Origin of the sequence: Burkholderia sp. Bp8998 (assembly GCF_003854235.1) — a bacterium.
Classification (GTDB): domain Bacteria; phylum Pseudomonadota; class Gammaproteobacteria; order Burkholderiales; family Burkholderiaceae; genus Burkholderia.
On record NZ_QTQF01000023.1, the window covers coordinates 1 to 23,068 of the forward strand.

Annotated in this window: 18 protein-coding genes and 1 rRNA gene; 18 read left to right on the top strand and 1 reads right to left on the bottom strand. The window is 65.6% G+C overall.

Going from position 1 to position 23,068, the window contains the following annotated elements:
- The first annotated feature begins 198 nt into the window (after positions 1-198).
- The 3 genes from rrf (at position 199) to DIE06_RS22145 (ending at position 4,490) form a co-directional block, all read left to right on the top strand.
- Positions 199-311: ribosomal RNA gene (gene rrf, locus DIE06_RS22135) — 5S ribosomal RNA — on the top strand.
- Between the two features lie 293 nt (positions 312-604).
- Positions 605-2,680 (top strand): molybdopterin-dependent oxidoreductase, encoded by a 2,076-nt coding sequence (locus DIE06_RS22140; protein ID WP_124663182.1) that lies wholly within the window; start codon positions 605-607, stop codon positions 2,678-2,680.
- 136 nt (positions 2,681-2,816) lie between these two features.
- Complete coding sequence (locus DIE06_RS22145) at positions 2,817-4,490, top strand: long-chain fatty acid--CoA ligase (protein ID WP_124663183.1); 1,674 nt, start codon at positions 2,817-2,819, stop codon at positions 4,488-4,490.
- Positions 4,491-4,617: 127 nt separating this feature from the next.
- Here DIE06_RS22145 and DIE06_RS22150 read toward each other — a convergent pair whose 3' ends face one another.
- On the bottom strand, positions 4,618-5,775 hold the full coding sequence (locus tag DIE06_RS22150) for a porin (protein WP_124663184.1): 1,158 nt from the start codon (positions 5,773-5,775) through the stop codon (positions 4,618-4,620).
- A gap of 277 nt (positions 5,776-6,052) precedes the next feature.
- Between DIE06_RS22150 and coq7 the strand changes: the two genes are divergently transcribed.
- The 15 genes from coq7 to ftsA all read left to right on the top strand — a co-directional run bounded on the left by coq7 (position 6,053) and on the right by ftsA (position 23,051).
- Positions 6,053-6,679: a 2-polyprenyl-3-methyl-6-methoxy-1,4-benzoquinone monooxygenase gene (coq7, locus tag DIE06_RS22155; protein WP_124663185.1), complete on the top strand. Its 627-nt coding sequence runs from the start codon at positions 6,053-6,055 to the stop codon at positions 6,677-6,679.
- Between the two features lie 387 nt (positions 6,680-7,066).
- Complete coding sequence (mraZ, locus tag DIE06_RS22160) at positions 7,067-7,495, top strand: division/cell wall cluster transcriptional repressor MraZ (protein WP_006400450.1); 429 nt, start codon at positions 7,067-7,069, stop codon at positions 7,493-7,495.
- Positions 7,496-7,518: 23 nt separating this feature from the next.
- Positions 7,519-8,460 (top strand): 16S rRNA (cytosine(1402)-N(4))-methyltransferase RsmH, encoded by a 942-nt coding sequence (gene rsmH, locus DIE06_RS22165; protein WP_059535156.1) that lies wholly within the window; start codon positions 7,519-7,521, stop codon positions 8,458-8,460.
- Positions 8,457-8,798 (top strand): cell division protein FtsL, encoded by a 342-nt coding sequence (gene ftsL / locus DIE06_RS22170; RefSeq protein WP_124663186.1) that lies wholly within the window; start codon positions 8,457-8,459, stop codon positions 8,796-8,798. The genes rsmH and ftsL overlap by 4 nt, the downstream gene beginning before the upstream one ends.
- Positions 8,795-10,642: a penicillin-binding protein 2 gene (locus DIE06_RS22175; protein WP_124663187.1), complete on the top strand. Its 1,848-nt coding sequence runs from the start codon at positions 8,795-8,797 to the stop codon at positions 10,640-10,642. The genes ftsL and DIE06_RS22175 overlap by 4 nt, the downstream gene beginning before the upstream one ends.
- Positions 10,639-12,177 (top strand): UDP-N-acetylmuramoyl-L-alanyl-D-glutamate--2,6-diaminopimelate ligase, encoded by a 1,539-nt coding sequence (locus tag DIE06_RS22180; RefSeq protein WP_124663188.1) that lies wholly within the window; start codon positions 10,639-10,641, stop codon positions 12,175-12,177. The genes DIE06_RS22175 and DIE06_RS22180 overlap by 4 nt, the downstream gene beginning before the upstream one ends.
- Positions 12,174-13,580 (top strand): UDP-N-acetylmuramoyl-tripeptide--D-alanyl-D-alanine ligase, encoded by a 1,407-nt coding sequence (murF, locus tag DIE06_RS22185; protein WP_124663189.1) that lies wholly within the window; start codon positions 12,174-12,176, stop codon positions 13,578-13,580. The genes DIE06_RS22180 and murF overlap by 4 nt, the downstream gene beginning before the upstream one ends.
- 16 nt (positions 13,581-13,596) lie before the next feature.
- The gene (gene mraY, locus DIE06_RS22190) at positions 13,597-14,766 is read left to right on the top strand and encodes a phospho-N-acetylmuramoyl-pentapeptide-transferase (RefSeq protein WP_006752439.1); all 1,170 of its coding nucleotides are present in this window, start codon (positions 13,597-13,599) and stop codon (positions 14,764-14,766) included.
- A 28-nt stretch (positions 14,767-14,794) separates the two neighbouring features.
- Positions 14,795-16,303: a UDP-N-acetylmuramoyl-L-alanine--D-glutamate ligase gene (gene murD, locus DIE06_RS22195; protein WP_124663190.1), complete on the top strand. Its 1,509-nt coding sequence runs from the start codon at positions 14,795-14,797 to the stop codon at positions 16,301-16,303.
- The gene (ftsW, locus tag DIE06_RS22200) at positions 16,300-17,583 is read left to right on the top strand and encodes a putative lipid II flippase FtsW (RefSeq protein WP_059465312.1); all 1,284 of its coding nucleotides are present in this window, start codon (positions 16,300-16,302) and stop codon (positions 17,581-17,583) included. The genes murD and ftsW overlap by 4 nt, the downstream gene beginning before the upstream one ends.
- Positions 17,580-18,683 carry an undecaprenyldiphospho-muramoylpentapeptide beta-N-acetylglucosaminyltransferase gene (gene murG / locus DIE06_RS22205; protein ID WP_124663191.1) on the top strand — a complete coding sequence of 368 codons (1,104 nt, stop codon included), beginning with the start codon at positions 17,580-17,582 and terminating at the stop codon, positions 18,681-18,683. The genes ftsW and murG overlap by 4 nt, the downstream gene beginning before the upstream one ends.
- On the top strand, positions 18,680-20,077 hold the full coding sequence (gene murC, locus DIE06_RS22210; RefSeq protein WP_124610653.1) for a UDP-N-acetylmuramate--L-alanine ligase: 1,398 nt from the start codon (positions 18,680-18,682) through the stop codon (positions 20,075-20,077). The genes murG and murC overlap by 4 nt, the downstream gene beginning before the upstream one ends.
- A gap of 1 nt (position 20,078) precedes the next feature.
- Complete coding sequence (locus DIE06_RS22215) at positions 20,079-21,020, top strand: D-alanine--D-alanine ligase (protein WP_124663192.1); 942 nt, start codon at positions 20,079-20,081, stop codon at positions 21,018-21,020.
- Positions 21,021-21,039: 19 nt separating this feature from the next.
- Positions 21,040-21,792, top strand: a complete 753-nt coding sequence (locus tag DIE06_RS22220; protein ID WP_124610652.1) for a cell division protein FtsQ/DivIB — start codon at positions 21,040-21,042, stop codon at positions 21,790-21,792.
- 26 nt (positions 21,793-21,818) lie between these two features.
- Positions 21,819-23,051 (top strand): cell division protein FtsA, encoded by a 1,233-nt coding sequence (gene ftsA, locus DIE06_RS22225; RefSeq protein ID WP_044844232.1) that lies wholly within the window; start codon positions 21,819-21,821, stop codon positions 23,049-23,051.
- The last annotated feature ends 17 nt before the right edge of the window (positions 23,052-23,068 follow it).

A 23,068-nucleotide genomic window follows, 5' to 3' on the forward strand; every position in this document is an offset into this window, starting at 1 on the left:
TCAGGTGTGTAAGCGCAGTAATGCGTTCAGCTAACTGATACTAATTGCCCGTAAGGCTTGATCCTATAACAAGTCTGTTTCGGCTCCACACGTGTGAGCCAGGACTGGTTGGATTCTCGTGTGTGATACACACAACTCAAAATTACTGCTTCTTCCAAGATTGGTTGTGCTGCGAAGCCAGCACAACAACCCTCTTTGCCTGATGACCATAGCGAGTCGGTCCCACCCCTTCCCATCCCGAACAGGACCGTGAAACGACTCTACGCCGATGATAGTGCGGATTCCCGTGTGAAAGTAGGTAATCGTCAGGCTCCCTAAGCCAAGAACCCCCGCCCGTAAAGGCGGGGGTTTTTGCATTGGCGCGACGGAAAACGCGGTCTCAGACACGTCAATCACCTCCGTTTATTGCTCAAGTCGCAACGCGCATACCCCCACTCCATACCTCGATCGTCGCGTCGGCCTTTCGAAGCGCGTCCCGTCTCGATATTCGCGATCCGTCATTACCGCAGTTTCGCCAATAGGCGAGAAATTCATGCGAAGTGCCGCCCTATTCGGCCCGTCCACGTAAAATTTGCGAATCCCCACCCCGGTAGCAACCAGAACGATGAACGCCGCCTCTCAGATAGCTCGGGCCGTTTGCCCGCACGATTGTCCAGACACGTGCGCCATGCGCGTGACCGTCGAAAACGGCAGGGCGATCAAGGTCACGGGCGATCCCGACCATCCGCCCACGCAAGGCGTGTTGTGTACGAAAGTCAGCCGATACGCCGAACGCGTTCACCATCCCGACCGGCTCACAGTTCCCCTCAAGCGCGTCGGCGCGAAGGGGGAGGGGCGCTTCGTGCCGATCAGCTGGAGGGAAGCATTCGAGGAGATCGGTCGTCGCCTCGGGGAAATCGCGGTGCGCGCGCCGGAGGCGATCGTGCCGTACAGCTATGCGGGAACGATGGGGCTCGTACAGGGCGACGGCATTGCGCAGCGGTTCTTCCATAAACTCGGCGCGTCCCGGCTCGAGCGGACAATCTGCGCCGCGGCCGGTGCGGCAGGGCTGCGCTATACGTATGGCGGAAACGTCGGCATGCATCTCGAGCATTTCGAGGAAAGCGAGCTGATCCTGATCTGGGGTGCCAATCCGATCGCATCCAGCCTGCATTTCTGGACCCGCGCGCAGGAAGCCAAGCGTCGCGGTGCCCGTCTCGTCGCCATCGATCCGTACCGCTCGCTGACGGCAGAGAAATGCCATCAGCACATCGCATTGAAGCCGGGCACCGACGGGGCGTTCGCCCTCGGCATGATGCATGTGTTGATCACCGAAGATCTGCTCGATCATGACTACATCACGCGTCATACGCTCGGCTTCGATGCGCTCAAGGCGCGAGCCCTGTCCTATCCGCCGGAGCGTGTCGCGCAGATCTGCGGCATCGACGTGTCGGAACTGATCGAACTCGCACGTCGTTACGGCGCGACCCGCAAGGCATCGATCCGCCTCAATTACGGTATGCAGCGTGTGCGCGGCGGCGGCAATGCCGTGCGCGCGATCGCGAGCCTGCCTGCGCTGACGGGCGCGTGGCGCGATCGGGCCGGCGGGCTGCTGCTCTCGTCGTCGGAATCCGCACCGGTCAATCAGGCGGCGCTGCTGCGCCCCGATCTGATGCCTGGCTGGCCGCACAAACTGCCGCGCATCATCAACATGAATGCGATCGGCGATGCGCTGCTGCATCCGGGCGATGCGACTTTCGGGCCGAAGGTCGAAGCCGTGATTGTCTATAACTCGAATCCGGTCGCGGTCGCACCCGACTCGTCGAAAGTCGCCGCAGGATTCGCGCGAGAAGACCTGTTTACGGTCGTTCTCGAACACTTCAAGACAGATACGGTCGACTTCGCCGACATTGTGTTGCCCGCTACGACGCAGTTCGAGCATCTCGACGTTCACAAGTCGTACGGTCACACCTACGTGATGGCGAATCTGCCGGCGATTCCGCCGGTCGGCGACGCACGGCCGAATACCGACATCTTTCGCGGCATTGCGCGCAGCATGGGGCTCGACGAGCCCGCGCTTTATCACAGCGACGAAGAGGTCGCGCAGGCGGCGTTGCATTGGGACGATCCGGCGCTCGACAGCGACTGGGAGGCGTTGAAGCGTGCCGGCTGGCTGAAGCTCAAGGTGGCAGATGCGCCTTTCGCGAATGGCGGCTTCCGCACGCCGTCCGGCAAATGCGAGTTCTACAGTGCGCGACTCGAGCAAATGGGCATGGACCCGGTGCCCGATTACCTGCCGCCGTACGAGTCGGCGGAGGCCGCGCCCGAGCTCGCCGCCCGCTATCCGCTTGCGATGATTTCTCCGCCAGCCCGGCACTTCCTGAACAGCACGTTCGTGAACGTGGACAGCCTGCGTAGCACGGAAGGCCAGCCACACCTTGATATACACCCGACCGATGCCGATGCGCGCGGCATCGGGGAGGGCGACGTCGTTCGCATCTTCAACGACCGCGGGTCGATGCAGGCGGTCGCAAGAGTGACCGATCGCGCGCGGGTGGGACTGGTCGTCGGGCTGTCGATCTGGTGGAAGAAACTGTCGGCGGACGGGCGCAACGCGAACGAAGTGACGAGCCAGGCACTTACCGATCTCGGCAACTCGGCGACGTTTTACGATTGTCTGGTGGAAGTTGAGCGGATTTGACCGAACTTCCGGATATGATCAGACAAATTGATTCGAAAGTTCGAAGTGGGCATCTAACCCTGTTGTTTCTGGACGGGCGAGCCGCTACGATGCGTTTTAGCACGACCATTCGAAAATTTGTGAGGAGACGCGTAGTATGGACAAAATTTGGCTGAAATCGTACCCACCCGGCGTTCCAGCCGAAATTGACGCGTCCCCGTATCCTTCCATCCCGGATCTCCTCGACGAGAGCTTCAAGCAGTATCGCGACCGCAACGCGTTCGTCTGCATGGGCAAGAGCATCACATACGGCGAACTCGATGCGCTGTCGCGCCAGTTCGGCGCGTGGCTGCAGTCGCGCGGCCTGAAGCGCGGCGCGCGCGTCGCGCTCATGATGCCGAACGTGCTGCAGTACCCGGTCGCGATCGTTGCGGTGCTCCGCGCGGGCTATACCGTCGTCAACGTCAACCCGCTCTATACGCCGCGCGAGCTCGAACATCAGCTGAAGGACAGCGGGGCCGAGGCGATCGTCATCCTCGAGAATTTCGCGTCGACGCTGCAGGCCGTCATCGCCAATACCGCCGTCAAGCATGTCGTGGTCGCGTCGATGGGGGACTTGCTGGGCATCAAGGGCTGGCTCGTCAATTACGTCGTGCGCAACGTGAAGAAGATGGTGCCGGCCTGGCAGCTTCCGTCGTTCACGCGCTTCAAGGCCGCGCTGTCCGAAGGGGCGCGGCAGACCTTCAAGCCGCAAAAGCTCGGCCCCGACGACGTCGCGTTTCTCCAGTACACGGGCGGTACGACGGGCGTCGCGAAGGGCGCGACGCTGCTGCACCGGAACATCGTGTCGAACGTGCTGCAGGCCGGTGCGTGGCACCATCCCGCGCACGCGAAGTACCCCGAGGTGAAGCAGTTCGTGACGGTTGTCGCGCTGCCGCTTTATCACGTGTTCGCGCTGACCGTCTGCGGCTTCCTGACGATGCGCACGGGCGGCATGGGCATCCTGATTCCGAATCCGCGCGACATCGGCGGCATGATCAAGGAACTGAAGGGTTATCAGATCTCGACGATTCCGGCGGTCAACACGCTGTACAACGCACTGCTGAACCATCCCGAATTCAACCAGCTCGACCTGTCGAAGCTCGTGATCGCCAACGGCGGCGGCATGGCGATCCAGGAAGGCGTCGCGAAGCGCTGGTTTGAGAAGACCCATACGGCGATCGTCGAAGGGTATGGCCTGTCCGAAACGTCGCCGGTTGCGACCTGCAACCCGGTGACTGCGACTGAATACAGCGGGACGATCGGCCTGCCGCTGCCATCGACTGAAGTTGCCATCCGCGACGACGCCGGCAACGACGTCGCGCTCGGCGAACCGGGCGAGATCTGCATCCGCGGGCCGCAGGTCATGGCCGGCTACTGGAACCGTCCGGACGAAACCGCAAAAGTCATGTTCCCGGACGGCTTTTTCAAGACCGGCGATGTCGGCGTGATGGACGCGCGCGGTTACGTGAAGATCGTCGACCGGAAGAAGGACATGATCCTGGTATCCGGCTTCAACGTGTATCCGAACGAGGTCGAGGACGTGGTGGCATCGCACCCGGGCGTGTTCGAGGTGGCGGCGGTCGGCGTGCCGGACGAGCACTCGGGCGAAGCCGTGAAGCTGTTCGTCGTGAAGAAGGACCCGGCGTTGACCGACAAGGACATTCTCGCGTACTGCAAGGAGCGGCTCACTGGCTACAAGCGGCCGAAACTCGTCGAGTTCCGCACGGAGCTGCCGAAGACGAACGTCGGCAAGATCCTGCGGCGCGAACTGCGCGACGGACGCGCGTAACCCCGAAGTCGAACGACGAGCCCGGCCTGTGCCGGGCTTTTTTGTTCGTGGTGGGGCATTGGGGCCCAGAAAAGAAAAAGGCGCCCGAAGGCGCCTTCAATATGCTGCGGCTTGTCAGGCAAGCTGATTAGAACTTGTGACGGATGCCGACGCGCGCTGCGACCTGGTTGCTGGTCGTCGACGGATCGAGACCGTTGATCGAAGCATGTGCCTGAACGACGTCGCCTGCCGCGTTGAGCGCATTGCCCGACGCATGCTGATACACGCCGATCACGTAGACGTCCGTGCGCTTCGACAGGAAGTAATCGACGCCCAGCGAACCCTGGTGGTACTTGGCTGCCGAGTTGCCGTCGATCTTGCTGCCTTGCGTGTAGTCGTACGCTGCGCCGAGGATCAGCGCCGGGGTCAACTGATACTTGAAGTTGATTTCGCCGTTGTTGAACGTCGCGGTCTGGTTCACGAACGGACCTACCGAGAAGCCCTTGAACTTCGTGTTCGAGTACGTCGCGCCGATCGTCGCTGCGCCGAACGTGTACGCGCCGCCCGCACCGATGACCTGATACGTGTTCGCGCTGTTCGCGTACGCGCCATAGACCGGCGACGACACGGCCGTCGCGGCAGCCGACGCACCCGTGTTGAACATGCCGCCGAAGTTCGCCGGCGTGCGTGCGTTCAAGTAGCCGACACCCAACACCAGCGGGCCGTTGTTGTAACCGGCGCCGAGCGACCAGACCTGGTTCTTCGAGAACTGGCCGGCCTGGCCGCCGAAGCTGTACATGCCGCCGAACGAGAAGCCGCCGTAGGTCAGGCTCGTGTACTTGACCGCGTTGTTCACACGGTACGCGTTGTTGAAGTTGTCGAGGTCGCCCGGGTGAGCGGCGATGTAGCCGCCCCACTGGTCGCCTGCCTCGAGCGGGCCGACGAAGTCGACGACGGAGTCGTACTGGCGACCCAGCGTGACCGTACCGTACTGGCTCGACAGGCCGACGTAAGCCTGGCGGCCGAACATCAGGCCGCCCTGGCCGAGCTTGCCGGAGTTGACGTCAAAACCGTTTTCGAGCACGAAGATCGCCTTCAGGCCGCTGCCCAGATCTTCGGTGCCACGCAGGCCGAAGCGGCTGCCTTGCATCACGCCGCTTGCCAGACCGTACAGATGGCCGCCCTTGGCGTTGTTGTTGAAGATGAAGCCTTCATCGATGATGCCGTAAAGCGTCACGCTGCTTTGCGCATGAGCTGCGCCAGCAAACGCGCCCAGCGCGACGAGCGCGAGAAGCGACTTTTTCATTAACGGATCTCCAAGAATCACTGAATTTTTTTGGCGGGGCGGATAGTTATGTTGTGTTGACGGGCCCCATCAACTTCGCAAGAAGTCGCACGTAATGTAGCAAAACCGATTTTTCGGACAAAGCGAAATGCCGTGGCTCAAGGTCGCCATGTTTCCTTTATGCAACAATGGTTAAAATCACGGGTTAACCGCAATTTCCGCTGAATAATCAAGTCGGTTACGCAGCGGAGCACGTGTCCTTGCCGCCCGCGGCAGCACACGCAGCCAGGAGAACAGGATGGTGTTGGATGAACTGATCAGCGAATTCGATCGCGGCTTGCGATCGCTGACCGGCATTAGCCGGATGAGCCGCCCCGTGCCCGCGCCGGCGGAGCCGCCGGCCGGCGAACTCACGCCCGCGGAGCGTACGCATGCCGCCGGGCTGATGCGGGTGAACCACGTCGGCGAGGTCTGCGCGCAGGCGCTTTATCAGGCGCAGAAGCTGACCGCGCGCTCGTCGTCGTCGAAGGCGATGTTCGAGGAGGCCGCGCGCGAGGAGGAGGATCATCTCGCGTGGACCGCGCATCGGCTGAAGGAACTCGATTCGCGTCCGAGCCTGCTCAACCCGCTGTGGTACGCTGGTGCGCTCGCGATCGGCGTCGTGGCCGGCACGCTGGGCGACAAGGTCAGCCTTGGGTTCATGGCGGAGACGGAGCGTCAGGTCGAGAGCCACCTCGACGGGCACCTGTCCGAGCTGCCGGCGACCGACACGACGTCGCGCGCGATCGTCGAGCAGATGCGGCTCGACGAGGTGAAGCACGGCAAGGCCGCGACCGACGCCGGCGGGATCGAACTGCCGCTGCCCGCACGGATGCTGATGCGCGCCGCGTCGAAAGTCATGACGAGCACTGCGTACTATCTCTGACATTCGGGCCGGGGCGACACGAGACGCCGCCCCGGTTCGCCGCCCCCGATACCGCCCGTTTTTTCCGCGTTTTCCCACCCCTGAAAGCCCCATCCGCACGCCAGTCTGGCCCGCCTTTCTCACGTATCACCTTCACAAGTTGCACTAGCTCATTCATTTATAACGGTTTTTGGTATGAGGGGCCGCATGAGCATGTGCGCCTAAGTCCTTGTTCTAACTAACAAAATTCGTCAAAAAACCGGGCCGCTCCCTTGACCGTGCCAAACCCTTCCTCTAAAGTGGGAGACAGTGTGAGAAAGTGTATTTTTGTGTGATTTGGCGGGCTATTCGGGCTAAATTCTTGAGCGTTGAGCGGGTGCTTCGGTGCCCTGAACGGGAGAGCGGAACGTGTTCCAAGGGGCGTCGGCGCTGACGCTCGATGCGAAAGGGCGGATGTCGGTGCCGGCTCGCTATCGCGAAGCGCTGCAAGGACAGGCAGAAGGACGGGTGACTGTGACCAAGCACCCGGACGGCTGCCTGTTGCTGTTTCCGCGCCCCGAATGGGAGGTATTCCGCGCCAAGATCGCCGCGCTGCCGATGGATGCGCATTGGTGGCGGCGGATTTTTCTCGGCAATGCGATGGATGTCGATCTCGACAGCGCGGGCCGGATTCTCGTATCGCCCGAGCTGCGGATGGCCGCCGGACTGGAAAAGGAAGTCATGTTGTTGGGAATGGGTAGTCACTTCGAGCTGTGGGATTCGCAGACCTACATCGCGAAGGAGCAGGCAGCGATGGCGCAGGGCATGCCCGACGCGCTGAAGAACTTTACGTTCTGATTGCGGTGACGGAGACGCCCGCGATGGGAAACGAATTGCAACATCGGACCGTGCTGTTGGACGAGGCGGTCGACTCGCTCGTGACGCGGCCGGACGGCATTTATGTCGACGGCACGTTCGGGCGCGGCGGTCATAGCCGCGCGGTGCTCGCGCGGCTGGCGCCGGGCGGCCGGCTGATCGCGTTCGACAAGGATCCGAGGGCGATCGAGACGGCGCAGCGCATCGAGGATGCGCGCTTCTCGATCGTGCATGACAGCTTTGCATCGATGCGCGACGCGCTTGCGGCGCGCGGCGTCGAGAAGGTGTCGGGTGTGTTGCTGGACTTGGGCGTGTCCTCGCCGCAGGTGGACGATCCGGCGCGCGGCTTCAGCTTTCGCGCGGATGGCCCGCTGGACATGCGAATGGATCCGACGCGTGGCGAGTCGGCGGCCGAGTGGCTCGCGCGGGCTTCGGTGCAGGAATTGACGGAGGTGATACGGGATTATGGGGAAGAACGGTTTGCTTTTCAGATTGCAAAGGCGCTTGTTGCTCGCCGGGCAGAGTCCGACCGTCTTGGGCCTCTCGACACCACGGGCGAGCTTGCCCAAATCGTGGGTAACGTCGTCAAAACCCGTGAGAAGGGCAAGGATCCGGCAACCCGCACCTTTCAGGCTATACGGATTCACGTCAATCAAGAGCTTGCGGACCTGCAAGTCGTACTAGACGCGGCATTGTCGTTGCTGGAGCAAGGGGGGCGGCTGGTGGTCATCAGCTTTCATTCACTCGAGGACCGGATCGTCAAACGATTCATGCAGGCGCACGCGAGTGCGCCCGCGGTCGATCGTCGCCTGCCGATTCGTGCCGTCGATCTCCCGAGCCCGCCGCTCAAGATAATCAGCCGTCAATTTCCGAGCGAAGCGGAAGTCGCCGCGAATCCGCGCGCCCGGTCGGCCGTGATGCGCATCGCGGAGCGCGTCACGCCATGAGCCGCTTCAATATCTTCCTGCTGATCATCGTGATGGGCTGCGCGCTGTCGGTCGTCAACTCGACGAACCAGCAGCGCCAGATCTTCATCCAGCTGCAGCGCGCGCAGTCGCAGGAGCGTCAGCTCCAGCAGGACCACGCGCAGCTTCAATATCAGCAGAGCGCGCTATCGAAGACGTCGCGCATCGAGCAACTCGCGAACGATTCGCTGAAGATGCAGCCGATCACGACGGGCCGCACCCAATACCTGACGCTGCCGCCGGGCGCCGTGAAGGCGATCGACGCGCCGATTCCCGCTTCGGCCGATACGGCCACCAAGGGTAGCGGAGGCGCGCGATGAAGCCGTCGCAAAAGCGCCAGGACGTGAAATTCTCGTCGAGCCCCGTGCTCGGCGTGCATCTGCCGATGTGGCGCTCGAAACTCGTCGTGTTCCTGCTGTTCATGGCGTTCGTCGCGCTGGCCGCGCGGGCGTTCTGGATCCAGGGGCCTGGCAACGCGTTCTATCAGAAGCAGGGCGAAAGCCGCTATCAGCGCACGCTCGAGCTGCCTGCCACGCGCGGCAAGATTCTCGACCGTAACGGGCTCGTGCTCGCGACGAGCCTGCCCGTGCGCGCGATCTGGGCGATTCCGGACGCCGTGCCGGACGATCTTGGCGCGGACAAGGTCAACCAGCTCGGCAAGCTCCTCGGCATGACGCCGAAGGAACTGCGCGTGAAGCTGTCGGAAGACAAGGGTTTCGTCTATGTAAAGCGCCAGGTGCCGATCGACATCGCGGACAAGGTCGCCGCACTCGACATTCCCGGTATCTATCAACGCAACGAATACAAGCGCTTCTATCCGGAAGGCGAGATCACCGCGCACCTGATCGGCTTCACGAACGTCGAGGACGAAGGGCAGGAGGGCGTCGAGCTCGGCGACCAGAAGATGCTGTCCGGCACGTCCGGCGTGCGCCGCGTGATCAAGGACCGGATGGGGCACATCGTCGAGGACGTCGCCGAACAGATTCCGCCGCACAACGGGACGGACGTCGACCTGTCGATCGACAGCAAGATCCAGTACATCGCGTATGCGAACCTGAAGGCCGCCGTCGAGAAGTTCAAGGCGAAGGCCGGCGCGGCGATGGTCGTCGACGTGCGCACCGGCGAGGTGCTCGCGCTGGTCAACTATCCGACGTACAACCCGAACGACCGCTCGCGCATGACGGGCGAGCAGTTGCGCAACCGGATCATGACCGACGTGTTCGAGCCGGGCTCGATCATGAAGCCGTTCACGGTGTCGCTCGCGCTGGACCTGCACCGCGTGACGCCGAACACGCTCGTCGAGACGGGCAACGGGCATTTCGTGCTCGACGGCGCGCCGATTACCGACGACGCGGGGTTCGGCACGCTGACGGTCGGCGGCGTGATCCAGAAGTCGAGCAACATCGGCGCGACGAAGATCGCGATGACGATGCGGCCCGAGGAAATGTGGAATATGTATACGAGCATCGGCCTCGGCCAGGCGCCGAAGGTCGGGTTCCCGGGCGCAGTGGCCGGCCGCCTGCGTCCGTGGAAGAGCTGGCGTCGCATCGAGCAGGCGACGATGTCGTACGGCTATGGCCTGTCGGTGTCGCTGTTCCAGCTCGCGCGCGCATACACGGCGATCGCGCATGACGGCGAGCTGATGCCGGTGACCATTTTCAAGACCGACCCCAACCAGCCGGTCGTGGGTACGCAGGTGTTCAACCCGACCACCGCGCGCGAAGTGCGCGCGATGCTCGAGACGGTGGTGGCGCCGGGCGGCACGTCGCCCGATGCGGCCGTGCCGGGCTATCGTGTCGGCGGCAAGAGCGGTACCGCGTACAAGCATGAAGGCCACGGTTACACGCGCAAGTACCGCGCGTCGTTCGTCGGGATGGCGCCGATGCCGAACCCGCGAATCGTCGTCGCGGTGTCGGTCGACGAACCGACTGCCGGCAGCCACTTCGGCGGCCAGGTGTCGGGCCCCGTATTCTCGGCGATCGCGGGCGATACGATGCGCGCGCTGAACGTGCCGCCGAACATGCCGATCAAGCAGCTCGTCGTGTCCGACGACGCGCCGGGCGCACCCGCAAAGCCGGGCCCGCAAAAGCTCGGCGCGGGCGGCGGTGCGAAGCATATGATCGTATCCAGCACGACACGTAATTCACCAGGAGTTGTTCGATGAGCGCCGCTCGCAGTTCCCATCCGGCGCATCAGCAGATCGCGGCCGCGCTTGCGTGGCTGCGCCAGCATGTGGCCCCTGCGGCGCAACTGCATGCCGACACGCGCGGCCTGCAGGCTGGCGATGTGTTTCTCGGTTATGCAGTCGACGGTGCGGACAATCGCGCCTTCATTTCCGATGCCGTCGCCCGCGGCGCGGCCGCCGTGCTGTATCAGCCGGAAGGCCTCGCGGCCGCACCGGCCGTACCCGTCGCACTCGCGGTGCCGGCGCTCGACCAGTTGGCCGGCGAGATCGCCAGCGGCTGGTACGGCGACCCGAGCGACAGCCTGCTCGCCATCGGCGTGACCGGTACGAACGGCAAGACGTCGTGCACGCAGTGGATTGCTACCGCGCTGACGGCGCTGCACCAGCCGTGCGCGCTGATCGGCACGCTCGGCAGCGGCATGCCGGGTCGGCTGGTGCCGACCGGCTTCACGACGCCGGACGCGCCGCAACTGCAGCGCAGCCTCGCGCAACTGCATGACGCGGGCGCGAAGGCTGTCGCAATGGAAGTGTCGTCGCACGCGCTGCATCAGGGCCGCGTGAACGGCACGGCATTCGACATTGCCGTCTTCACGAACCTCACGCAGGATCACCTCGACTATCACGGCACGCTCGACGCGTACGAAGCCGCGAAGGTGAAGCTGTTCGCCTGGCGCGGCCTGCGCGCGGCGGTCGTCAATCGCGACGACGCAGCCGGCCGCCGCCTGCTCGAGAAGCTGGCCGGCCGCGTGCGCACGATCGCATACGGGATCGGCGACGCGCAGGCGCCCGACGCCGATCGCGAGCTGGTCGCGCTCGACGTGCGCGCGACCGCCACGGGTACGGCATTTCGCCTGCGCTCGTCGTGGGGCGACGCGGACGTCGAGGTCGGCACGCTCGGCGTATTCAATGTCAGCAACCTGCTCGCGGTGCTCGGCTCGCTGCTCGCGGTCGACGTGCCGTTCGACGCGGCGGTCGCGGAGATCGCACGGCTCGAGTCCGTCAATGGCCGCATGCAGCGCCTTGGCGGCCGGCTGCAGAACGACGAACCGCTGGTCGTGATCGACTATGCGCACACGCCCGATGCGCTCGAAAAGACGCTCGACGCGCTGCGCCCGATCGCTGCGGCGCGCGGTGGCCGCCTCGTATGCATGTTTGGCTGCGGTGGCGATCGTGATGCGACGAAGCGCCCGCTGATGGGTGCGATCGTCGAGCGGCTTGCCGACGAAGTCGTCGTCACGAGTGACAATCCGCGCAGCGAAGATCCGCAGCGCATCATCGATCAAGTCATCGCGGGCATGACCGCGCCCGATCGCGTACGCAGCATCGAGGATCGCGCGAGCGCGATCCTGCAGGCCGTGCGCGGCGCCGCCCGCGAGGATGTCGTCGTGCTGGCCGGCAAGGGGCACGAGGCAACGCAGGAAATCATGGGCAAGAAGCGCACGTTCTCCGATCAGGATCACGCACGGCTCGCGCTCGCGGCACGCGCGACACATGGCAAGGGAGGCGGCGAATGACGATGCTCAGTCTCGGCGAAGCCGCCCGCCTGATTCCTGGCGCTACCGTCCACGGCGATCCGGACGTCACGTTCGAGCGCGTGTCGACGGACAGCCGCACGGCTGGTCCGGGCGACCTGTTCGTCGCGCTGAAGGGCGAGCGCTTCGACGCGCACGACTTCCTCGGCGACGTGGCGGCGCGCGGCGCAGCCGCGGCGCTTGTCGCGCACGTGCCGGCGGGCCTCGCGATGCCGGTTGTCGAGGGCGGCGAAACGCGTGCCGCGCTCGGTGCACTTGCGCACGGCTGGCGCAAGCGCTTCGCGGTGCCGCTCGTCGCGGTGACGGGCAGCAACGGCAAGACGACCGTCAAGGAGATGATCGCGTCGATCCTTGCGGCGGCAGTCGGCGCCGACGCGCGACTGGCGACGTCCGGTAATCTGAACAACGACATCGGCGTGCCGCTGACGCTGCTGCGCCTCTCGGGCGCGCATCGCGTCGCGGTGATCGAGCTCGGGATGAACCATCCGGGGGAGACCGAAGTCCTCGCGCGCATCGCGGCGCCGACCGTCGCGCTGGTCAACAACGCGCAGCGCGAGCACCAGGAATTCATGGCGACGGTCGAAGCCGTTGCACTCGAACACGCGGCCGTGATTCATGCGCTGACGCCGGACGGCGTCGCGGTGTTTCCGGCCGACGATACGTACGCCGGTATCTGGCGCGTCGCGGCGACCGGCAACCGGATTCTCGATTTCGCGCTGCACGACGCCGAACGGCAGGTCGAAGCGCAGGTCACGGGCCGTCTGCACGGCGGCGAGCTTGCGATCGACACACCGTCCGGCGCGGTGACGGTCCGGTTGCGCGCGCTCGGCGAGCACAACGCACGCAACGCATTGGCTGCAACGGCCGCGGCGCTTGCGGCCGGCATCGAGCTGGCCGCGATCAAGCAGGGCCTCGAATCGTTCGAGCCGGTCAAGGGCCGTTTGCAGGTCCGGCGGGCGGACGTCGGCAGCCTCGCGGGTGCGACGGTCGTCGACGACACCTACAACGCGAACCCCGATTCGATGCGTGCGGCGATCGACGTGCTGGCCGCACAGCCGGCGCCGCGCGTGCTGGTGATCGGTGACATGGGCGAGGTCGGCGACGAAGGCCCGGCATTCCACAGGGAGATCGGTGCGTATGCGCGCGAGCGCGGCATCGATGCGCTGTTCGCGCTCGGTGATGCGTCGCGCGACGCGTGTACGGCGTACGGCGACACGGGCCGCCATTTCGGCGACGTCGGCGCGCTGGTCACGGCGCTGCTCGCGGCGGGTTATGGCGCGCAGGCGACGGTGCTCGTGAAGGGCTCGCGGTACATGAAGATGGAGCGCGTGGTCGACGCGCTGACGAACCAACCCGCGGCGGGCACGGTGCCCGCTGCACACTGAGTAGAAGGAAGGAAGCATGCTGCTGGCGCTGGCGCAATGGCTGCAAGGAGACGCAAGCTTTTTGCGCTTGTTCACGTACCTGACGTTCCGTGCGGTGATGGCTACCATCACCGCGCTCGGGATCGGGCTCGTGTGCGGACCGTGGGTGATCCGCAAGCTGACGCAAATGAAGGTCGGGCAGGCCGTGCGCAAGGACGGCCCGCAGAGCCATCTCGTCAAGTCCGGTACGCCGACGATGGGCGGCGTGCTGATCCTGATCGGTATCGCGGTCGCGACGCTGCTGTGGGGCGACCTGACGAACCGTTTCATCTGGATCGTGATGCTCGTCACGTTCGGCTTCGGCGTGATCGGCTGGGTCGATGACTACCGCAAGGTGGTCTACAAGGACCCGCGCGGGATGTCGTCGCGCGAAAAGTATTTCTGGCAGTCGGTGATCGGCTTGTTCGCGGCAGTCTACCTCGCATTCAGCGTGTCCGAGGCGAACAACGTGCGCGTGTTCGACCTGTTCATGGCGTGGGTGCGCAGCGGCCTGTCGATGGGGCTGCCCGCGCGGGCCGACCTGATGCTGCCGTTCCTGAAATCGATCAGCTACCCGCTGGGCGTCTGGGGCTTCATCGTGCTGACCTACTTCGTGATCGTCGGCGCGAGCAACGCGGTCAACCTGACCGACGGTCTCGACGGCCTCGTGATCATGCCGGTCGTGCTGGTCGGCGGCTCGCTCGGCGTGTTCGCGTACGTGATGGGCAGTTCCGTCTATTCGAAGTACCTGCTGTTCCCGCACATCCCGGGTGCCGGTGAACTGCTGATCTTCTGTTCCGCGATGGGCGGGGCAGGGCTCGCGTTCCTCTGGTACAACACGCACCCCGCGCAGGTGTTCATGGGCGATGTCGGCGCGCTGGCGCTCGGCGGCGCGCTCGGCACGGTCGCGGTGATCGTGCGCCAGGAAATCGTGTTGTTCATCATGGGCGGCATCTTCGTCGCGGAAACGCTGTCGGTGATGCTGCAGGTGTCGTGGTTCAAGTACACGAAGAAGCGTTACGGCGAAGGGCGGCGCCTGCTGAAGATGGCGCCGCTGCATCACCATTTCGAATTGTCCGGCTGGAAGGAAACGCAGGTGGTGGTGCGTTTCTGGATCATCACGCTGATGCTGTGCCTGTTCGGTCTGTCCACCCTCAAGTTGCGGTAAAGGAAAGGTAACAAGGATGTCTGGCGAGATGTTTGGAGATCGGCAGCGGCCGATGGTGCTCGTACTGGGGCTCGGTGAATCGGGTCTCGCGATCGCGCGATGGTGCGCGAGGCACGGGTGCCGGCTGCGTATTGCCGATACCCGCGAGGCGCCGCCGAACCTTGCCGCGCTGCAGGCCGAAGGCATCGATGCGGAGTTCGTCGGCGGGCCGTTCACGCCCGCGCTGCTCGACGGCGGCGTCGAGATCGTCGGGCTGAGCCCCGGCCTGTCGCCGCTCGAACCGGCACTGGCGGCGCTGATCGCGGCCGCGAACGAGCGCGCGATTGCGGTGTGGGGCGAACTGGAATTCTTCGCGCAGGCGCTGCGCGCGCTTGGCATGAGCGGCTATCAGCCGAAGGTGCTCGCAATCACCGGTACCAACGGCAAGACCACGACGACGAGCCTCACGGGCCTGCTGTGCCAGCGTTCGGGCAAGAAGGTCGCCGTCGCCGGCAACATCAGCCCGGCGATGCTCGACCGGCTCGCGGGCGCGATCGACGAGACGGCGCTGCCCGACGTCTGGGTGCTCGAACTGTCGAGCTTCCAGCTCGAGACGGCGCGCACGTTCGCGCCCGACGCGGCGGCGATTCTCAACATCACGCAGGATCACCTCGACTGGCACGGCAGCTTCGACGCGTATGCGGCGGCGAAGGGCCGGATCTTCGGTGCGACCACCACGCGCGTGCTCAACCGCGACGATGCGGCCGTGATGAAGTTCGCGCCGGCCGCCGGCGCGGCCGATGCGGCGCGCGCGGTCACGTTCGGCCTGAATGAACCGGCGCAGGACGGCGACTACGGGCTGTCGCGCGACAACGGCATCGCGTGGCTGGTCGAAGCGGTCGACCGTGACGCACCGGACGAGACGACGACCCGCCGGCGCAAGCGCGACGGCGCGCATACGCCCGACATCGCGCAGAAGCGCCTGATGCCGGCCGACGCGCTGCGCATTCGTGGGCTGCACAACGCGGCAAACGCGCTGGCCGCGTTCGCGCTCGCGCGTGCGATCGACCTGCCGGCCGCGCCGCTGCTGCACGCGCTGCGCGAATACCGCGGCGAAGCGCATCGCGTCGAAGTGATCGCGACAATCGACGACGTGGACTACGTCGACGACAGCAAGGGAACGAACGTCGGCGCGACGGTGGCCGCGCTCGACGGGCTCGCGCAGAAGATCGTGCTGATCGCCGGCGGCGACGGCAAGGGTCAGGATTTCGCGCCGCTGGTCGCGCCGGTCGCGCGCTGGTGCCGTGCGGTGATGCTGATCGGCCGCGACGCGCCGGCGATTCGCGACACGCTCGCCGAAACCGGCGTGCCGCTCGCCGACCACGCGACGCTCGAAGGCGCGGTGCGTGCCGCCGCCGAGCTCGCCGAGCCGGGCGATGCGGTGCTGCTGTCGCCCGCGTGCGCGAGCCTCGACATGTTCAGGAACTACGCCCATCGCGCGGATGTGTTCCGTGCGGCGGTGGATGAAGTCGCCATCGACAAAGGAGCGACGTCATGAGCTGGTCCGATCGCCTCGTCTCCCGTTTCAACGACCGGCGCGACACCGGCGGCAACGCCGCCGGCGGCCGCGTCGCGTCGGCCACGCGTGCTGCGACCGGCGGCCTCGCGAGCGTCGTCAACGGCGTGCGGCCGAGCCGCTCGCGGATGCTCGACTTCGACTACTCGCTGCTGTGGGTGGCGATCGCGCTGCTCGGGCTCGGTGTCGTGATGGTGTATTCGGCGTCGATCGCGATGCCCGATTCGCCGAAATACGCGTCGTATCACGATTACGCGTTCCTGATGCGCCACTGCGTATCGCTCGTCGTCGCATTCATCGCGGCGGTGATCGCGTTCCGGGTGCCCGTGTCGACCTGGGACAAATACGCGCCGCATCTCTTCCTGATCGCGCTGGTCGGCCTTGTGATCGTGCTGATCCCGCACGTCGGCAAGGGCGTGAACGGCGCGCGCCGCTGGATTCCGCTCGGCATCACGAACATGCAGCCATCGGAAATCATGAAGCTCGCGGTGACGATCTACGCGGCGAACTACACGGTGCGCAAGCAGGAGTACATGCAGAGCTTCGCGAAGGGCTTCCTGCCGATGGCGTTCGCGGTCGGCCTCGTCGGCGCGTTGCTGCTGCTCGAGCCGGACATGGGCGCGTTCATGGTGGTCGCCGCGATCGCGATGGGCGTGCTGTTCCTCGGCGGCGTGAACGGCAAGCTGTTCGGCGGCCTGGTCGCGACGGCGGTCGGCACCTTCACGATGCTCGTATGGCTGTCGCCGTGGCGTCGCGAGCGGATCTTCGCGTATCTCGATCCGTGGGACGAGCGCTATGCGCAGGGCAAGGCATACCAGCTCACGCACTCGCTGATCGCGTTCGGCCGCGGTGAGTGGTTCGGCGTCGGCCTCGGCGGCAGCGTCGAGAAGCTGAACTACCTGCCCGAAGCGCATACCGACTTCATCCTCGCCGTGATCGGCGAGGAACTCGGCTTCGTCGGCGTGCTGGTCGTGATCCTGCTGTTCTACTGGATCGTGCGCCGCGCGTTCGAGATCGGTCGCCAGGCACTCGCGCTCGACCGCACGTTCGCGGGTCTGATGGCGAAGGGCATCGGTATCTGGTTCGGCGCGCAGACGTTCATCAACATGGGCGTGAACCTCGGCCTGCTGCCGACCAAGGGTCTGACGCTGCCGCTCGTGAGCTACGGCGGTTCGGGCATCCTGCTGAATTGCGTCGCGCTCGCCGTACTGCTGCGGGTCGACTATGAAAATCGCGTATTGATGCGCGGAGGGAAGGTATGACCGCGCCGCGACGCACGCTGATGGTGATGGCAGGCGGCACCGGGGGCCACGTGTTCCCGGGGCTCGCGGTCGCGCACCGGATGGAAGCGGCGGGCTGGCGCGTCGTATGGCTCGGCAATCCGGCCGGGATGGAAGCGACGCTCGTGCCGAAGCACGGCATTCCGATGGAATACGTGCGCTTCGGCGGACTGCGCGGCAAGGGCCTGAAGACCAAGCTGACGCTGCCGTTCAACCTGCTGCGCGCGTGCTGGCAAAGCCTCGGCGCGCTGCGCCGCGTGCGGCCGGACGTCGTGCTCGGGATGGGCGGCTACATCACGTTTCCGGCGGGCGTGATGACCGCGCTGTCGGGCCGTCCGCTCGTGCTGCACGAACAGAATTCGATCGCCGGTCTCGCGAACAAGGTGCTCGCGAAGTTCGCGAAGCGCGTGCTCGTCGCGTTCCCCGGCGCGCTGCCGCACGCGGAATGGACCGGCAACCCGATTCGCGCGGAACTTGCGCGCACCGAAACGCCCAAAGCACGCTATGCATCGCGCAGCGGCCCGCTGAACGTGCTGGTGGTCGGCGGCAGTCTCGGCGCCGCCGCGCTGAACGAAGTCGTGCCGCGCGCGCTGGCGCTGCTCGTGCCGGGCGAGCGCCCGCACATCGTGCACCAGGCCGGCGCGAAGCACATCGACGCGCTGAAGGCGAATTACGAAGCGGCCGGTTTCTCGGGCGGCGACGAAGTACGGCTCGTGCCGTTCATCGACGACATGGCGACCGCGTACGCGGCCGCGGATCTCGTGATCTGCCGCTCCGGCGCGATGACGGTGTCGGAGATCGCGGCGGTGGGCGTGGCGGCGCTGTTCGTGCCGTTCCCGTACGCGGTCGACGATCACCAGACAACCAACGCCGCGTTCCTCGCCGATGCGGGCGCGGCGGTGCTGGTGCAACAACGCGACCTGTCGGCGGAACTGCTTGCCGACTGGCTGCGCGGCCAGTCGCGGGCATCGCTCGCGGACATGGCGGAGCGTTCGCGCTCGCTGGCGAAGCCCGAGGCCACCGATGAAGTCGCGCGCGTCTGCGCGAAAGTGGCCGGCGCGAACCTGGAAATACTGCAATGAAACACATCGTCAAACACATTCATTTCGTCGGGATCGGCGGCGCGGGCATGAGCGGCATCGCCGAAGTGCTCGTCAACCTCGGCTACGAGGTCAGCGGCTCCGACCTGTCGCGCAACGCGGTGACCGACCGTCTCGAGGCGCTCGGCGCGCGGATCGCGATCGGCCATGACGCGGCGAACATCGAGGGCGCGAACGCGGTCGTCGTGTCGACGGCAGTGCGCTCGGACAACCCCGAAGTGCTGGCCGCACGCCACCAGCGCGTGCCGATCGTGCAGCGCGCGGTGATGCTCGCGGAACTGATGCGCCTGAAGCAGGGGATCGCGATTGCCGGCACGCACGGCAAGACCACGACGACGAGCCTCGTCGCGAGCGTGCTCGCGGCGGGCGGCCTCGATCCGACCTTCGTGATCGGCGGCCGGCTGATCAGCGCCGGCGCGAACGCGCGGCTCGGCACGGGCGATTTCATCGTCGCCGAGGCCGACGAGTCGGACGCGTCGTTCCTGAACCTGTATCCGGTGATCGAAGTCATCACGAACATCGATGCCGACCACATGGATACCTACGGCCACGATTTCGCGCGGCTCAAGCAGGCGTTCATCGAATTCACGCAGCGCCTGCCGTTCTACGGCAGCGCGGTGGTGTGCGTCGACGATCCGAACGTGCGGCAGATCATCCCGTTCATCTCGAAGCCGGTCGTGCGCTACGGGCTGTCGCCGGACGCGCAGGTGCGCGCGGAAGACATCGACGCGCGCGACGGCCGCATGCACTTCACGGTGATCCGCGAAGGCCGTGCGCCGCTCGCGGTGGTGCTGAACCTGCCGGGCCTGCACAACGTGCAGAACGCACTCGCGGCGATCGCGATCGCGACCGACCTCGGCGTGGCGGACGACGCGATCCAGCTGGCGCTGGCGGAATTCAACGGCGTCGGCCGGCGCTTCCAGCGCTACGGCGAGGTGCCGAGTGCGGACGGCGGCCAGTACACGCTGATCGACGATTACGGCCACCACCCGGTCGAGATGGCCGCGACGATCGCGGCCGCGCGCGGTGCGTTCCCGGGCCGCCGCCTCGTACTGGCGTTCCAGCCGCATCGCTACACGCGCACGCGCGACTGCTTCGACGACTTCGTCAACGTGCTGTCGACGGTCGACGCGCTGGTGCTGACGGAAGTCTATGCCGCGGGCGAGGCGGCGATCGCGACGGCCAACGGCGACGCGCTGTCGCGTGCGCTGCGCGCGGTGGGGAAGGTTGACCCGGTGTTCGTCGCGACGGTCGACGACGTGCCGGACGCACTGGCCAAGGTCGCGCTGAACGGCGACGTGGTGATCACGATGGGCGCGGGCTCGATCGGCGGCGTGCCGGCGAAGCTCGTGCAACACACACAACAGAAGGCATGACATGAGCGGGATCGATCCGAAACGTTTCGGCAAGGTGGCGGTGTTGTTCGGCGGCGAATCCGCCGAGCGCGAGGTGTCGCTCACCTCGGGCCGTCTCGTGCTGCAGGGCCTGCGCGACGCGGGCGTCGACGCGCATCCGTTCGACCCGGCCGAGCGGCCGCTGTCGGCGCTGAAGGACGAAGGCTTCGTGCGCGCGTTCAACGCGCTGCACGGCGGCTACGGCGAGAACGGCCAGATCCAGGGCGCGCTCGATTTCTACGGAATCCGCTACACGGGCAGCGGCGTGCTCGGCTCGGCGCTCGGCCTCGACAAGTTCCGCACGAAGCTCGTGTGGCAGCAGACGGGCGTGCCGACGCCGCCGTTCGAGACGGTGATGCGCGACGACGATTATGCGGCGCGCGCGGCGGACATCGTCGCGAAGCTCGGCCTGCCGCTGTTCGTGAAGCCGGCGAGCGAAGGCTCGAGCGTCGCGGTGCTGAAGGTGAAGACGGCCGACGCGTTGCCCGCCGCACTGTCGGAAGCCGCGACGCACGACAAGATCGTGATCGTCGAGAAGAGCATCGAAGGCGGTGGCGAATACACCGCGTGCATCGCCGGCGATCTCGACCTGCCGCTGATCAAGATCGTGCCGGCCGGCGAGTTCTACGACTACCACGCGAAGTATGTCGCCGACGATACGCAGTACCTGATTCCGTGCGGGCTGCCCGCCGAACAGGAAGCGGAACTGAAGCGCATCGCGCGCCGCGCGTTCGACGTGCTCGGCTGCACCGACTGGGGCCGGGCCGACTTCATGCTCGACGGCGCCGGCAACGCGTATTTCCTGGAAGTGAACACGGCCCCCGGGATGACCGACCACTCGCTGCCGCCGAAGGCCGCGCGGTCGATCGGCATCAGCTATTCGGAGCTGGTCGTGAAGGTGCTGTCGCTTACGCTCAACGACTGACGCAGGAACGGAACGACGTATGTGGAACAACGTTCGCCAACTCAACCTTGCCGCCAGCGCGCTGTACGCGCTGCTGCTGCTCGTGTTGGCGGCGGCCGGCTGCTACTGGCTGATCCAGCGTCCGACATTCGCGTTGCGCGAGATCCGGATCGACGGCGACACCGAGCACATCAACACGCCGACGGTGCGTGCGGGCGTGGTCGGCCGGCTGAAGGGCAATTTCTTCACGGTCGATCTCGACACGGCGCGTGCCGCGTTCGAGCAGATGCCGTGGGTGCGCCACGCGAGCGTGCGCCGGGTCTGGCCGAATGCGCTGGCTGTCACGCTCGAGGAGTACAAACCGCTCGGGACCTGGGGCAGCGCGCAGCTCGTGAGCGTCGACGGCGAGCTGTTCACCGCGAACCAGGGCGAACTGGATCAGGAGCTGCCCGCGTTCGACGGCCCGGAGGGCAGTGCGAAGGAAGTCGTCACGCGATATCGCGACTTCGCGAACTGGTTTGCGCCGCTGAAGGCGGCGCCTGAAGAAGTGACGCTGTCGGCGCGCTACGCGTGGACGGTGAAGCTGTCGAACGGCATGCAGGTCGAACTGGGCAAGGAGCGTACCAGCGAGACCCTGCATGACCGGAGCCAGCGCCTCGTCGCCGCGTGGCCGGCCGTCACGGAGCGTTGGGGCAACGACATCGAGTACGCGGACCTGCGTTATCCGAACGGATTCGCGATTCGTGCGGCAGGCATGCGGTTCCTGACCGATACCGACAAGCGCAAGAAGTAACGAGAGATCACACGCAAGAGCACTTTATGAGCAAAGACTACAAGGATCTGCTGGTTTCCCTCGACATCGGCACGTCGAAGGTGGTGGCCATCGTCGCCGAGCTGAAGGGCGAGGGCCATTACGAGGTGATCGGCCTCGGCCAGAGTGAATCGAAGGGTCTGAAGAAGGGCGTGGTGGTCAACATCGAGGCCACCGTGCAGTCGATCCAGCGCGCGCTCGAGGAAGCCGAGCTGATGGCCGACTGCAAGATCACCAACGTGTTCACGGGGATTGCCGGCAGCCACATCCGCAGCTTCAACTCGAGCGGGATGGTCGCGATCAAGGACAAGGAAGTCACGCAGACCGACGTCGCGCGCGTGATCGAGACCGCGAAGGCGATCAACATCCCGACCGACCAGCAGGTGCTGCACATCCTCACGCAGGAATTCATCATCGACGGCCAGGAAGACGTGCGCGAGCCGATCGGGATGAGCGGCATCCGCCTCGAGGTGAAGGTGCACATCGTGACGGGCGCGGTCAGTGCCGCGCAGAACATCGTCAAGTGCGTGCGCCGCTGCGGGCTGGAAGTGAACGACCTGATCCTGCAGCCGCTCGCGTCGTCGCTGGCCGTGCTGACGGAAGACGAGAAGGATCTCGGCGTGGTGCTGGTCGACGTCGGCGGCGGCACGACCGACATCGCGATCTTCGCCGAAGGCGCGATCCGCCACACCGCGGTGATTCCGATCGCCGGCGACCAGATCACGAGTGACATCGCGATGGCGCTGCGCACGCCGACGCCGGACGCGGAAGACATCAAGGTCGGCTACGGGATCGCGAAGCAGGCGCTCGCCGATCCGGACGAGATGGTCGAAGTGCCGGGCCTCGGCGAACGCGGCCCGCGCACGCTGTCGCGCCAGGCGCTTGCCGCCGTGATCGAGCCGCGCGTCGAGGAACTGTTCTCGCTCGTGCAGCAGGTCGTGCGCGAGTCGGGTTACGAAGAACTGCTGAGCTCCGGCGTGGTCATTACCGGCGGGGCTTCGATGATGCCGGGCATGGTCGAGCTCGGCGAAGACATTTTCCTGAAACCGGTGCGCATCGGCGCGCCGGAATACGCGGGCGGCCTCGCCGACGTGGTGCGCAATCCGCGCTACTCGACGGCGATGGGCCTGCTCGTCGAAGGCAGCGCTCAGCGCATGCGCGGCCGCAAGGTCGCCGTGCAGTCCGGCAACGCGGGGCAGATCTTCTCGCGGATGAAGGAATGGTTCCTGAGCAACTTCTGACGAATCGAAATTCGCGC